This window comes from Candidatus Methylacidiphilales bacterium (assembly GCA_028713655.1).
Lineage (GTDB): Bacteria > Verrucomicrobiota > Verrucomicrobiia > Methylacidiphilales > JAAUTS01 > JAQTNW01.
The window spans coordinates 1-12,145 of sequence record JAQTNW010000004.1 but is presented as its reverse complement, the minus strand read 5'-3'; the positions used below and the strand labels follow the sequence as shown (position 1 = coordinate 12,145).

Annotated in this window: 12 protein-coding genes; 2 read left to right on the top strand and 10 right to left on the bottom strand. The window is 56.0% G+C overall.

What is annotated here, in order from left to right; translation table 11 throughout:
• Window positions 1–10: 10 nt before the first annotated feature.
• The 7 genes from PHD76_02090 to nuoB form a co-directional block, all read right to left on the bottom strand.
• A complete protein-coding gene (locus tag PHD76_02090) occupies window positions 11–1,717 on the bottom strand; it encodes a molybdopterin-dependent oxidoreductase (protein ID MDD5260616.1) in 1,707 nt (568 codons plus the stop codon).
• 222 nt (window positions 1,718–1,939) lie between these two features.
• Window positions 1,940–3,271 (bottom strand): NADH-quinone oxidoreductase subunit NuoF, encoded by a 1,332-nt coding sequence (nuoF, locus tag PHD76_02085; GenBank protein MDD5260615.1) that lies wholly within the window; start codon window positions 3,269–3,271, stop codon window positions 1,940–1,942.
• A 4-nt stretch (window positions 3,272–3,275) separates the two neighbouring features.
• The gene (gene nuoE, locus PHD76_02080; GenBank protein ID MDD5260614.1) at window positions 3,276–3,764 is read right to left on the bottom strand and encodes an NADH-quinone oxidoreductase subunit NuoE; all 489 of its coding nucleotides are present in this window, start codon (window positions 3,762–3,764) and stop codon (window positions 3,276–3,278) included.
• A gap of 17 nt (window positions 3,765–3,781) precedes the next feature.
• The gene (gene bamE, locus PHD76_02075) at window positions 3,782–4,063 is read right to left on the bottom strand and encodes an outer membrane protein assembly factor BamE (protein MDD5260613.1); all 282 of its coding nucleotides are present in this window, start codon (window positions 4,061–4,063) and stop codon (window positions 3,782–3,784) included.
• A 26-nt stretch (window positions 4,064–4,089) separates the two neighbouring features.
• The gene (gene nuoD / locus PHD76_02070; GenBank protein ID MDD5260612.1) at window positions 4,090–5,334 is read right to left on the bottom strand and encodes an NADH dehydrogenase (quinone) subunit D; all 1,245 of its coding nucleotides are present in this window, start codon (window positions 5,332–5,334) and stop codon (window positions 4,090–4,092) included.
• Between the two features lie 11 nt (window positions 5,335–5,345).
• On the bottom strand, window positions 5,346–5,942 hold the full coding sequence (locus PHD76_02065; protein MDD5260611.1) for an NADH-quinone oxidoreductase subunit C: 597 nt from the start codon (window positions 5,940–5,942) through the stop codon (window positions 5,346–5,348).
• Window positions 5,943–5,944: 2 nt separating this feature from the next.
• Window positions 5,945–6,457, bottom strand: a complete 513-nt coding sequence (nuoB, locus tag PHD76_02060; GenBank protein ID MDD5260610.1) for an NADH-quinone oxidoreductase subunit NuoB — start codon at window positions 6,455–6,457, stop codon at window positions 5,945–5,947.
• Window positions 6,458–6,774: 317 nt separating this feature from the next.
• On the opposite strand from nuoB, the gene PHD76_02055 reads away from it, so the two are divergent.
• Window positions 6,775–7,737 carry an alpha/beta fold hydrolase gene (locus tag PHD76_02055; GenBank protein ID MDD5260609.1) on the top strand — a complete coding sequence of 321 codons (963 nt, stop codon included), beginning with the start codon at window positions 6,775–6,777 and terminating at the stop codon, window positions 7,735–7,737.
• A 100-nt stretch (window positions 7,738–7,837) separates the two neighbouring features.
• Here PHD76_02055 and PHD76_02050 read toward each other — a convergent pair whose 3' ends face one another.
• Entirely contained in the window at window positions 7,838–9,073 is a 1,236-nt protein-coding gene (locus tag PHD76_02050; GenBank protein ID MDD5260608.1) for a 4-hydroxy-3-methylbut-2-enyl diphosphate reductase, read from the bottom strand.
• A gap of 45 nt (window positions 9,074–9,118) precedes the next feature.
• Between PHD76_02050 and PHD76_02045 the strand changes: the two genes are divergently transcribed.
• On the top strand, window positions 9,119–9,295 hold the full coding sequence (locus PHD76_02045; protein MDD5260607.1) for a hypothetical protein: 177 nt from the start codon (window positions 9,119–9,121) through the stop codon (window positions 9,293–9,295).
• A gap of 83 nt (window positions 9,296–9,378) precedes the next feature.
• Here the strand turns inward: PHD76_02045 and PHD76_02040 are convergent, their stop codons facing one another.
• Both PHD76_02040 and PHD76_02035 read right to left on the bottom strand, forming a co-directional pair.
• Complete coding sequence (locus tag PHD76_02040) at window positions 9,379–10,773, bottom strand: sigma-54 dependent transcriptional regulator (GenBank protein MDD5260606.1); 1,395 nt, start codon at window positions 10,771–10,773, stop codon at window positions 9,379–9,381.
• Between the two features lie 207 nt (window positions 10,774–10,980).
• On the bottom strand, window positions 10,981–12,145 hold a 1,165-nt coding region (locus PHD76_02035; GenBank protein ID MDD5260605.1), incomplete at its 5' end, for a uroporphyrinogen decarboxylase family protein.

Sequence of the window (12,145 nt, the reverse complement as noted above, 5' to 3'; positions counted from 1 at the left end):
GCCCGGGCGTTCAAGAAGCCGCAACCCCGGCCGGACTCGATTCGCGCTTGGGCGCTTTGGCTTCCAAATCCAGAGGCACACCCATATCTCCAATTCGACCGAGGCACAAGCCTGACAAAACCGAAATCTGTCCCGCCATGGCGTGAAACACATCCTCGACCGAGCCAATTCCGTTGCCACCTGTGGTCTGGCTGCGCAGGTCGCGCAGGATTTCCCAGTCTTCCAACGCCTCGCCGGGCGGTTGATGCGCCGGATTGAGCCGCTGCAGGCGTCCGTTCACGTTGATCATCGATCCGCGCTTTTCCGCAAAACCCGCAGCCGGGAGAATGAAATGCGCAGCCTGGGTTGTCGCATTCGGAATCAGTCCGACGAACACTATCAGGTCCAGCTTTTTGAGGTCCTCAGGCGTCAATCCAATCTCAGCGGCATCCTCATGCAAAACAATCAGGGCCTTGATCGCACCCGACTTCACCGCATCCCGGATGGCGGGCAAATCCTTGCCCTCCTTGGAAACACCGAGCAGGCGGGCTCCGCTTGAATTGGGATTCAAGTCGGCGGAACGCAGGAAGCCGTCGGCCTTCCCTGCCCTCGGCACTACGTCATAAAGCGAAACCTTCAGTTCATCGATCCACAGCTTGGCCAGGAACAATTCCTCGTTGGTCATGCGCGCGGAGGCGACAACGGCAATCTGCCCGCCCGAAAAAGCTTTCAAGCGCCGGGAGGCCTGTCCCAAAACATCATCCCAGCCCGATTCAAACAAGTCGCCACTGACACGGGCCAGAGGCCGACTGAACCTCTTTTCATCATGCAAATAATGGATGTTCAGACGCCCGGCATCACACATCCAGAGTGAATTGACCTCTTCGTTCTCGCGCGGTGTCAAGCGGTACACGACTCCTTCGCGCGAGCCGACGGTCACATTGCAACCCGTGCCGCAGCTTGTGCAAATGCTGTTGGTCTCCTTCAAAAACCAGACGCGCATCTTGAAACGGAAATCCTTGCTCGTCAGCGCGCCGACCGGGCAGATATCGACCGTGTTGAGCGAATAATTGTTGTCGAAGCGCTTGTTGGGATGGCAGGTCACGGTGTTGTGACTGCCGCGATTGACAATGCCCAGCACGTCGTCGTCCATGACCTCTTTGGCAAAGCGGATGCAGCGCGTGCAAAGAATGCAACGCTCGTCGTCGAGCATGATGTTCCGGCCGAGATCAAAAAGCTTCGGTTTCTTGACCTTCTCCTCCACGAAGCGGCTGGTGTTGGTGCCGTACTCGCTGGAATATTCCTGCAGCTTGCACTCGCCCGCCTGGTCGCAAATGGGGCAGTCCAGCGGATGATTGATCAACAAAAATTCCATCACGCCCTTGCGGCATTCCTCCGCGAGAGGCGAGTTGGTCCGGATGCCCATTCCCTCTGTCACCTGGGTGGCGCAACCGATCTGCGGCTTGGGAATCCAGGCGATCTCGGGCTTGCCGTCGGCGCCCATCACGGGCTGGCGCTTGGCGTCCATTTTGGGCGTACCCATTTCAAACAGGCACATGCGGCAGTTGCCGGAAATGGAAAGTTTGGGATGGTAGCAATAATGCGGGAGGAACTCGTCCTGCTCGCGGGTCACTTCGACCACATTCGCGCCCTTGGGCACCTGTATCCATTTGCCGTTGAAATTGACATTCACCAGCGGCGTCTCGGGCGCCGCGATGTCGTGATTGAAGGGATTCATTTTAGGAGAATTCATAATGTAGCCGCAAAGGAGCGCAAAGATCTCAAAGAATTGCGCAAATACATTTTCTCACACGAAGCCACGAAGCCGCTAAGTTTCAAAATCTTTATAAAACTGCACATATCTGCGCTCATCAGCGTGATCTGCGGTAAATTTGTTCTCATACTCATACTCGCGCTCATTCTCTTGATTTCTCTGCGTCCTCTGCGGCTCTGCGGTAAATCATCCCGCCGTTTTCGCTTTCGCCAGAAATTCTTCCCGGAACCCGTCCACAAAACTTTGCACCGGCCAGGCACAGGCTTCGCCAAAGGCGCAGATCGTGCGACCCGCGATGTTGTCCGCCACACTCTTCAACAAATCGGCGTCTTCCGCGCGGCCATGCCCATGCGAGAGGCGGTGCAGGATTTTCTTCATCCAAAGCGCGCCTTCGCGGCAAGGAGTACACTGGCCGCAGGATTCATGCGCATAAAACTCGGCAAGATTCGACAGGCATTCCACCATGTCGCGCGTGTCATCCATGACGATCACTCCGCCCGAACCCGCCATGGAACCGGCCGCGGCCATCGTGTCAAAATCCAGCGGGATGTCTTCCAGACCGATTTCACGTTCCACCATTTTGCCATCCGCGGCTTTTTCCCGGATCCTGTAACGGACTCCGGCGCGCAACACCTTGGAGGAAGATCCGCCGGGAATGACCGCCTTAAGCTTGTTCCCGTTCCGGATGCCGCCGCAGACATCATAAATCAGCTCGCCCAAAGTAATCGCGCCACATTCAAATTCGTAGTAGCCCGGTTTCTTCACGTCGCCGCTCACGCCCAGGACGCGGGTGCCGGTGTTGTTCGGTTTGCCAATTTTGGCAAAGGCCTCGCCGCCCATGGCGATGATGTGCTTCACATTGCACAAGGTTTCCACGTTGTTGACGATGGTCGGGCACATGTAAAGGCCGAGGACGGCCGGGAAATAGGGAGGTTTGATGCGGGGATACGGGCGCTTGCCTTCCAGGGATTCGATCAGGCCGGTTTCCTCGCCGCAAATATAAGCTCCAGCGCCGCGATGGACATAAATCTCAAGCTCATAATCGGTTCCAAGGATTCTCTTTCCGAGGAAATTCCTGGCGCGGGCTTCCTCAATCGCGCGCTCGAGGATTTTTGCGCCGTCGGGAAACTCGCCCCGGATGTAGATGTAGGAAAGCTTCACATGGTTCGCGAAGCAGGAAATGATCATTCCCTCCAGCAACTGGTGCGGGTCCTTGTAAATGATCTGCCGGTCCTTGAAGGTGCCGGGTTCGGACTCATCGGCGTTGCAAATCAGGTAAACCGGCTTGGTGTTTTTCTTCGGATCGATGAATCCCCATTTCATGCCGCAGGAAAAGCCCGCGCCGCCACGGCCCCGAAGCTGGGATTTTTTAACATCCTCGCGGATCGCAGCCGGGTCGAGGCGCACGGCCTTCTTCAGGTCCTCGTAGCCGCCGTGCTTGAGATAACACGCGATGTCCGGAGTGTAACCCGGTTCATCGATGTGTTTGAAAATGATGCGTCGTTCAGCAGCGGCCATAATCTTATTTGTACTTGTTCAAAAGTTCCCCGGCTTTTTGCGGGCCGACGTTTTCGTAAAAATCATCATTCACCATGACCACCGGGGCCGTGCCGCAGGCAGCCAGGCACTCCACATATTCAATCGTGTATTTGCCGTCCGGGCTGCTGATCGGGCCGTGGTCGTCGCCCTGCGCGCCGGTCTGCTTTTTAAAACAGGCGTGGGTCTCGTGGGCGCCTCCCAAGGCGCAGGACAGCGTCCGGCAAACCTTGATGTGGTGCTTGCCAATGGCTTCACGCCGGAACATGGGATAAAACGTCACCAGTTCCAGAATATGCACCGGCTGCAGATCGAGTTTTTTGGCGATGAACTCAATCGCTTCATCGGAAATAAAACCGAACTGTTCCTGCCAGAGATGAAGCACGGGCAGCGAAGCGCTGCGCTTCGACACCGGATAATGGGTGATGACCTCGTCGATCTTTTTTTCCAATTCGGCTGGCAATGAAACACTCATGGCATTGGGAACGGCTGTTACTCGAAGCTTCCGGTTTTGCTGACGACCCCGTCATTGATGAAATTGATTTGTACCCGGGTTTTGCCCTTTTCGTAGTAGTAGGTGGAGCCGCGCAGGCCCAGCACCTCGCCCGACTCAACCTTGGTGGGCCCGCCGAGGATATCCTTCACCTGGGCTTCTGTCATCCCATTTTTGACCTTGAGCAGGTTGTCATTGGTCAAACGCGCTCCGCAGGCGATCACCATGAAACCGAACACAACAATCGCCGCCAAGCGGCCCGCCGTCTTTTTATAGTTCATAGGTTATAACTCCAGTTCGCTGATTATCAGCGGTCGCATTCTCCCATCACAAAATCCAGGCTGCCCAAAATCGCCACCACATCGCTGACCGTGCAACCCGGCAACAGATGCGGCAGGATGCTCAGGTTGACAAAGGAGGGCGAGCGTATCTTCATCCGGTGCGGCACGCCGCCGCCGCGGCTGTTGATGTAAAAGCCCAGTTCGCCCTTGGGATTTTCCGCGCCGAAATAAACTTCACCCTTCGGCGCGTCGATGCCCTCGGTCACAATCATGAATTGCTGGATCAACTCCTCCATCTTGGTCAGGACTTTGTCCTTTTTCGGCAGGATGTTTTTGGGGTCATCGACAAAGATCGGGCCGCCGGGCAACCGGTCGATGGCCTGCCTCAGGAGGCGGACGCTCTGGCGCAACTCCTCCATCCGGACGAGATAACGGTCATAGCTGTCCCCGACCGAACCCAGGGGAACGTCGAAGTCGTATTGATCGTAATCCAGGTAAGGCCTTTTCTTGCGGACATCATAATCGACGCCCGAGCCGCGCAGGTTCGGACCCGTCAGCCCGTAGCTGATGGCGTCTTCGCGCGAGATGATGCCGATATCCTTCGTGCGGTTGACAAAAATCGGGTTCTTGGTGATCAGATTATCCACCTCATCGATTTTTGCAGGGAACTGGTCGAGGAAAAGTTTGAGATTGGGGATAAAGCCCTCGGGCAGGTCGCGCGCCAACCCGCCGATGCGCGTGTAGGAAGTGGTGAAGCGGGCTCCGGTCAATAGCTCGATCAAATTATAAATTTTCTCACGTTCCTCAAAGGTGTAAAGAAATACCGTCATGGCGCCGCAGTCCATCGCATAACAACCCACGCCCAGCAAATGGGCCGAGATGCGCGCGAGTTCGCAACAAATGACACGGATGACCTTTGCGCGCGGCGTCAGTTCGTATCCCATCAGTTTCTCCACCGCGCATGCGTAGGCCACGTTGCTGGCCAGCGGAGCCAGGTAATCCAGGCGGTCCGTGTAGGGGATAAATTGGGTCCACGTCATGTTCTCGGCGATTTTTTCATCGCCCCGGTGGAGATAACCCACGTCGGGATCGGCCTTGACGATGACCTCCCCGTCCAGTTCCAGCACGATGCGCAGCACGCCGTGCGTGCTCGGGTGCGACGGCCCCAGGTTCAGTACCAGTTTTTCGCCGACTGTATCGACAACCTGCCCCGCCGCCTCGGAGTTTTTGGCCGCTGTGTCCTTGATTTCAAGTTCCTGTACCGAGCTCATGAAAAATAGCTTTAGTTTTGGGGTTGGCGTTTCGGATCTTCCTGTTCCGGGGGCCGGGCTCGCGGTTCACGGCGCAGCAAATTGCCGGTCGGCGATGTCACAAACGGCCCGCCTTCCAGCGGCGCAGGCTTGGTGAAGGCGATGTCGGGCATTTCGGTCTTTTTGCCCTCCAGCGGGAATTCCTTGCGCAAGGGATAATAGGGGTAGCCTTCCCACATCAAAATGCGGCGCAGATCGGGATGTCCCTCGAAGGTGATACCCATCATGTCATAGGCTTCGCGCTCATGCCAGTTGGCCGTCTTCCAAAGATGTACCACGCTAGGCACCGCCTCGCCGTCCGCAACACGCGTCTTGATCCGCAGATGCTGCAGGGTGGAAAGATTCAGCAATTCATACACCACCTCGAAGCGCGGCTCTTGATCGGAGTTGTCCACCGAGGAAAGATCGGTCAGAAAATCAAACCCGTCTTTTTTGAGCGATTCGAGGACGGCAAGGACCTGGGATTTTTCAACCAGCCAGGTGGTTTCACCGCGGAACTCGGGCTGCACCGACAGCCTGCCCGTGAATTTGCCCGTATAGGTGTCGTTTAATGCGGAGGGGGCGGACATACTCAAGCGGCGGCCTGTTTCAGCGTACGGAGAGAATGTTCCCCGGCGATTTTTTCCTGCAATTTCATCAACCCTTCTAGCAACGCTTCCGGCCGGGGCGGGCAGCCGGAGATATAAACATCCACCGGAATCAAATTATCAATCCCCTGCAGTACCGCATAGCTCCGATACATGCCGCCCGTGCTCGCGCACGCGCCCATGGCGATGCACCATTTCGGATCCGGCATCTGGTCCCAGATCCGTTTGGTTGCCAGCGCCATTTTATAAGTCACGGTGCCGGCCACCACCAAAAGGTCCGCTTGACGCGGGGAAAAACGCATGACCTCGGCGCCGAAGCGGGAAATGTCATAACGGGAAGAAGCGGCCGCCATGAGCTCAATCGCGCAACACGCCAGCCCCATGGGCATGGGCCAGAGTGAATTTTTGCGCATCCAGTTGATGGATGACTCGACGGTCGTCAGGACAATGTTTCCTTCAACCTTTGAATTATAGGCAAATTCACCCGCTTGCGGCATAACTGAGAAACAGTAATAGACGCACGGTGTAGTTCAAGGGAATTTGCAGCTTCTCCGCGAATTTGTTTTCGCAGCCTGCATGCTCCCGGCACCTTCCTTCCTGCACATGGATAAGAACGGCAAGCGGCGCGATTTCCAAAGAAGGCCGGGGTATGCAGGCTAAGACGGCGTTGATGGCAAAGCAATTTTACAGAGAGATCGCAAAGAAGGCGGGGGAAGATTAAGAGCAGGATTAAGATTAAGATCGAGATTGAGAGGCAGGGATCCTGTACATTATTGACAACACAATCCAAACCTTTAATTAAAAAATCCAACCTATGGCCACCTTTGAACTTCCTTTGGACCAATTGTACACGTATCAGGGCTGCAACCCGCGTCCGAAGGATTTCGACTCCTACTGGGAGCGTGGGCTGGCCGAAATGCACGGCACGGATCCCGATATCGCGCTGGTCTCCTTCAAGGGACTGGACTCTGAAACCGTCGAATGCTTCGACCTCTATTTCACCGGGGTGCGCGGCGCCCGGATTCATGCAAAATACCTTCGTCCCAAGCACTCCAAGAAACCCGGACCTGCTGTGTTGCTGTTTCATGGCTATTCGGGAAACAGCGGCGAATGGGCGGACAAACTCAACTATGTGAGCCAGGGATATTGCGTTGCCGCTCTGGATTGCCGAGGCCAGGGCGGACTCAGCGAAGACAAGGGCGGCACCAAGGGAAACACCCACCGCGGCCATATCATCCGCGGCTTGGACGACCATCCCGACAACCTTCTTTTCAGGCATATTTTTCTCGATACCGCACAACTGGCCCGGATTGTCATGGGCTTTCCGGAGGTCGATGCCAACCGTGTCGGAGCCCATGGCGGTTCGCAGGGAGGCGCGCTCACACTGGCATGCGCAGCCCTGGAACCGCGCATCCGGAAGGCGGCGCCGTTGTATCCATTTTTGAGTGACTATCTTCGCGTCTGGGAAATGGATCTGGCCAGGGACGCCTATCAGGAACTCAGGGATTATTTCCGGCTCTTCGATCCCCGGCACGAGCGGAAGGATGAAGTTTTCCGCACGCTGGGCTACATCGATCTTCAGAACCTGGCGCCGCGCATCCGGGCGGACGTACTGCTGTTCATGGGGCTGATGGACACCATCTGCCCGCCGTCTTCACAATTCGCTACCTATAATAAGATTACCGCCCCAAAACAGCTCAAGCTGTACCCCGACTACGGGCACGAGCACCTGCCCGGCCATGTGGACATGACGTTCAACTTCATGGCCGGGTTGTGAGGGAAATGATGAAGGCTGAGAGCTGACTGCGTCTCTGACTTAAAACTTAAGACTTACAAACTTAAAACTAAGCGTTCCCCGCGATTAAGCGGTGAACGCTTCACTCCCGCGCCCACTCAGGCAGCAGATCCAGCACCTTCACCCCTCGGAAGGCGTAGAGCTTGTGGATGATTTCCTCAATCAGGTTGTTCGGACAGGACGCGCCCGCCGTCACCCCCACCGTCACGTCTCCGTCGGGCAGCCAGTTCTCTGTCGATTCCTCGACATTTTTATGCTGGTTCCAATGGCGGATTAACTTCGTCGATTCCATTTTGGAGGCGTTCTTGATGAAATACGTCGGCAGCTTGGCCTCGCCCATTTCCGCGAGGTGCGAGGTGTTGCTGCTGTTGTAACCGCCCACCACAATCAGCAGATTCATGGGTTCGGCCAGCATGACACTCAAGGCGTCCTGCCGCTCCTGCGTGGCGCCGCAAATCGTGTCGAAAAATCGGAAATGCTCCGGCAACGCCTCCTTGCCATAACGGTCTTCGATCGCCTGGCGGATCCGGCGCTGCACTTCCTCGGTCTCGTTGCGCATCATCGTCGTCTGATTGGCCACGCCGACATAACGCAGGTGCTGGTCCGGGTCAAAGCCGGGAGAATAAGCGCCCTCGAATTTTTTCAGAAAATCTTCCTTGTTGCCGCCATGCCGGATGTAATTGCAAACGTAATCGGTCTCATCAAGCGTGAACACCACGAGATAATGGCCGCTGGCATCGTCGCCCAGCGCGCGGGAACTGGTGGCCTTCGTCTCCTCATGCCAGGCCTTGCCGTGGATGATCGAGGTCACTTTTTCGCGATTGTATTGCCGCACGCGTTTCCAAACGCTCATCACGTCGCCGCAGGTCGTATCAACCGTGATACAATTCAATTCCTTCAGCCGGTTCATGGTTTCCACCGGAGCGCCAAACGCCGGCACAATGACCACATCCTCCACTGTGATATGCGAAAGATCATAGCCGTGCTCGCCTTCCTGCAGGGAATGAATGCCCATTTCCTTCAATTGGTCGTTCACTTCGGGGTTGTGGATGATCTCCCCCAGCAGATAAATCTTGCGGTCATGGAAATATTTGGCTGCCGCATAGGCCAGATCGATGGCGCGTTCCACGCCATAGCAAAAACCGAACGCCTTCGCCAGTTTGACGACGAGGGAATTTGCCGAAAGCCGGTGCCCGGAGTTGCGCACATAATCCACCACGCGGCTGCGGTAATGGCTTTCGACCTGGGCTTGGACAATCGACATCACCTCGGGCGTGCGGAGGTTGACTTTTCTGGGCTTAACCTGATTTTCGGGCATGGGTTAGAATCTAATGCGTTTTCCGGGAACGTCGAGGATTTCCCGGTGCGGGAAATCCTGTGGTTTTACCGGGGGGATTTTAACGCCAAGTCGCAAAAAGCAGGTTTCAGCGCCGAGGCGGCCAGAACGCGGAGAAAAGCATTTATTGCGACAAAAGAACACAAGGAGAACAAAATGGAAGATCAAATTAAACCGCAGATGAACGCCATGAAAGCAGCTTAAAGCTTAAGTTATAAGCCCCTGCTTTTCTGTGGTAAAAGCTTCCCCGTTCTTCGCGATCTCTCTGTAAAATGGCTTCCCTTGCGTTAAGTCTGTTTTGTATTTTGAGTGTTAGTCGCACTCAACTCCAGCCCCATTCTGCGGTACAGCGCGAGTTTGTTGCGCATGGTGCGCAGGCTGATGCCCAGCATTTCAGACGCATGGGTCCGATTCCCGTTGCAGCGGTCCAGGGCGCGCAGGATCAATTGCCGCTCCATTTCCTCCATTTTCAAAATGTGCCCGTCGCCCGGCAATCCCTCCGTCTCTGCGGCTTCCGCCAACGGCAGGTCGTCAGGCCGCAAGTCCACGTTGTCCGACGCCAAAATCACCGCGCGTTCAATCGCATTCTGCAGTTCCCTGACATTGCCCGGCCAGTGGTAGGCTTGGATCTTCAGCAGCGCTTCGTGCGACATCTTGTTGATTTTTTTTCCGTGCTTCCGGTTGAACTCCTGCAAAAAGTGCGAGGCCAAATGCTGCACATCCTCACCCCGCTCGCGGAGCGGCGGCAGTTCGAGGGGGACCACGTTCAACCGGTAATACAAATCCTCGCGAAAGCTTCCGGATTTCACCGCCTTGAGAAGGTTCCGGTTCGTGGTGGCCAGGATCCTCACATCCACTTTGATGGTTTTGTTGCCGCCGACCCGTTCAAACTCCCGCTCCTGCAGGACGCGCAGCAATTTGACCTGCAGGTCCGGAGGAATTTCTGAAATTTCATCCAACAGCAACGTACCGCCATTCGCCAGTTCAAAGCGCCCTTCCCGGCGCTGCACCGCGCCGGTGAAAGCCCCCTTTTCATGCCCGAAGAATTCACTCTCCAGCAATGTGGCAGGGATCGCCGCACAGTTGACCCGGATGAACGGCTGGCTTGAACGATGGCTCTGCCTGTGCAGCGCATGCGCGACAACCTCCTTGCCCGTGCCGCTCTCCCCCTGGATCAAAACCGTGGCATCCGTCTGGCATATCCGGTCTATCACTTCCTTGACGCGCAACATGGCCGGGCTGTTGCCCCATGAAACCAAATCGCCGTCCCGTTCCGCCACCGCGTCGCGCAAATAAACATTCTCCGCCTCGAGATCCAGCACGCACTGCAAACGGTCCAGCGTCACCGCCAGGCGCCGCCCGTCGATCGGTTTAAGCAGGTAATCAAAAACACCGATGCGCAGCGCTTCCACCGCGGAATCCAAACTGCCGAATCCTGTCATCAGCATGGTATGAATGTTGGGATACGACTTTCGGATTTCCTGAAGCAAGACAAGCCCGTTGCCGTCGCTGAGTCGAAGGTCGCAAATCACAAGGTCGAAGGCGTCTTCCTTCAGAGCGTTTCTGGCCTGTTCAATCGATGCGACTCCAAGCGCCAGATAATCCATCTCGCGCAACAAATCCGTCACCAAGACGCGGACGGGGCTTTCATCGTCAACAACCAGGATACGTTCCAGCTTCATGGAATGGGCAATTTTTGCCCATCTTGAGGCGCTTTACAAGGCTTAACCTGCATATTCCATACTCATTTCAATGGGCAACTTGTTAGCGCCGGGACGCAACAGCGGAAAGACACGCGCTGGGTCTATGCAGGTTATTGCAAAACCGCCTCAAAATAAGACAGTTCCAATTCAAAAATCAAAACAAAATACCCATTCAGGCGGTTTTGCTTACTCACCCAGCTCAACACAGCGCCTGCGGTAGTGGAGGTAGTTTTCGAGCGAAACTTCAGCCGGGACGCCGTGATCGCAGCATGGAATATACCCTCCACGCTTCCGCATCGCCGGAAGAATGCGTTCAACCATCTCGTCAATGGCCTTTGGTCCGGCGGCCAGCACACGTTTGTCAATCCCGCCACGCATGCAGAGCTGCGGATATTCGCGCCCGATTTTGACGACATCGCAACCGCTGGCCACTTCGAACGGAGACATGGAATCCATCCCAATGTCCTGGATGTAAAACGGAATGAGGGAACTGCAGTCGCCATCCGTATCAATCTGAAGGTAAAGATGCCGGGTCTTGTCGATCTGCCGCGCCCTCACGCGCTTCAAAAGTTCCTTGTAATAGGGATGCAGCATGGTGCGGATCATTTCGGGCGAAACCAGAGGCCCGTGATTGTAGCAATTATCCTCGGCGAAAAATATCTCATCAAAGGTGACATAACGCTGGTGGGCGGCGGTAACGGCATCGGCCAACTCGATCCATCGCTCCATGGCGGCTTCAATCAATTCGGGCTGGTCGTAAAACGCATAGAGAAGCGCTTCCGGCCCGATCATCGACCGCAGATACATAAACGAGCCGGCCAGGCCCTGGATAATCATTTCCCCGCGCGCGGCAGCATCACGCGCTGCGGACATGGTTTTTTCCAGATTTGCATAGCGGCGCGGGTCTTTCGGATCGAGCCGCCATTCCGCATTAGACTTCCAGGTTTCCATGTCCTTGACCGGGTGGTCGAGGTATTCGGGCATGAACCCGTTCCGTCTGCCTTTGAAATAAAGAACATGCCGGCCCGCCCAATCCTGTTCGACTTCCGTATCTCCGCGATCCTCGAGGATTTTCACCTCGAACTGCGGCACATATTCGGGTTCGCACCATCCAAGCCCTCCGAGATTATGCCTCCCCTCCCCGACGGCATCATAGTGGAAAAATGCCGCCGCTTCCGGTGACCACGCTTCAATGTCAGGCAATCCCTGCTTTTTCCACTCATCCCAGCAGAAGTAACCGAACTCGGTTTTGAGAAGAGGCGCACCGGGTGTGATGGCGTAGGCGTCGCGGCGGCGGCGGGCGGCTTCTGTCCAAGCTTCGCGCGGCGGCAAACCGTGAACCCCGTCGGCT

Excerpts from the sequence above, each read along its gene's own strand:
- PHD76_02090 (MDD5260616.1), bottom strand. The coding sequence starts at position 1,717 with ATGAATCCCTTCAATCACGACATCGCGGCGCCCGAGACGCCGCTGGTG.
- nuoF (MDD5260615.1), bottom strand. The coding sequence starts at position 3,271 with ATGGCCGCTGCTGAACGACGCATCATTTTCAAACACATCGATGAACCG.
- nuoE (MDD5260614.1), bottom strand. The coding sequence starts at position 3,764 with ATGAGTGTTTCATTGCCAGCCGAATTGGAAAAAAAGATCGACGAGGTC.
- bamE (MDD5260613.1), bottom strand. The coding sequence starts at position 4,063 with ATGAACTATAAAAAGACGGCGGGCCGCTTGGCGGCGATTGTTGTGTTC.
- nuoD (MDD5260612.1), bottom strand. The coding sequence starts at position 5,334 with ATGAGCTCGGTACAGGAACTTGAAATCAAGGACACAGCGGCCAAAAAC.
- PHD76_02065 (MDD5260611.1), bottom strand. The coding sequence starts at position 5,942 with ATGTCCGCCCCCTCCGCATTAAACGACACCTATACGGGCAAATTCACG.
- nuoB (MDD5260610.1), bottom strand. The coding sequence starts at position 6,457 with ATGCCGCAAGCGGGTGAATTTGCCTATAATTCAAAGGTTGAAGGAAAC.
- PHD76_02055 (MDD5260609.1), top strand. The coding sequence starts at position 6,775 with ATGGCCACCTTTGAACTTCCTTTGGACCAATTGTACACGTATCAGGGC.
- PHD76_02050 (MDD5260608.1), bottom strand. The coding sequence starts at position 9,073 with ATGCCCGAAAATCAGGTTAAGCCCAGAAAAGTCAACCTCCGCACGCCC.
- PHD76_02040 (MDD5260606.1), bottom strand. The coding sequence starts at position 10,773 with ATGAAGCTGGAACGTATCCTGGTTGTTGACGATGAAAGCCCCGTCCGC.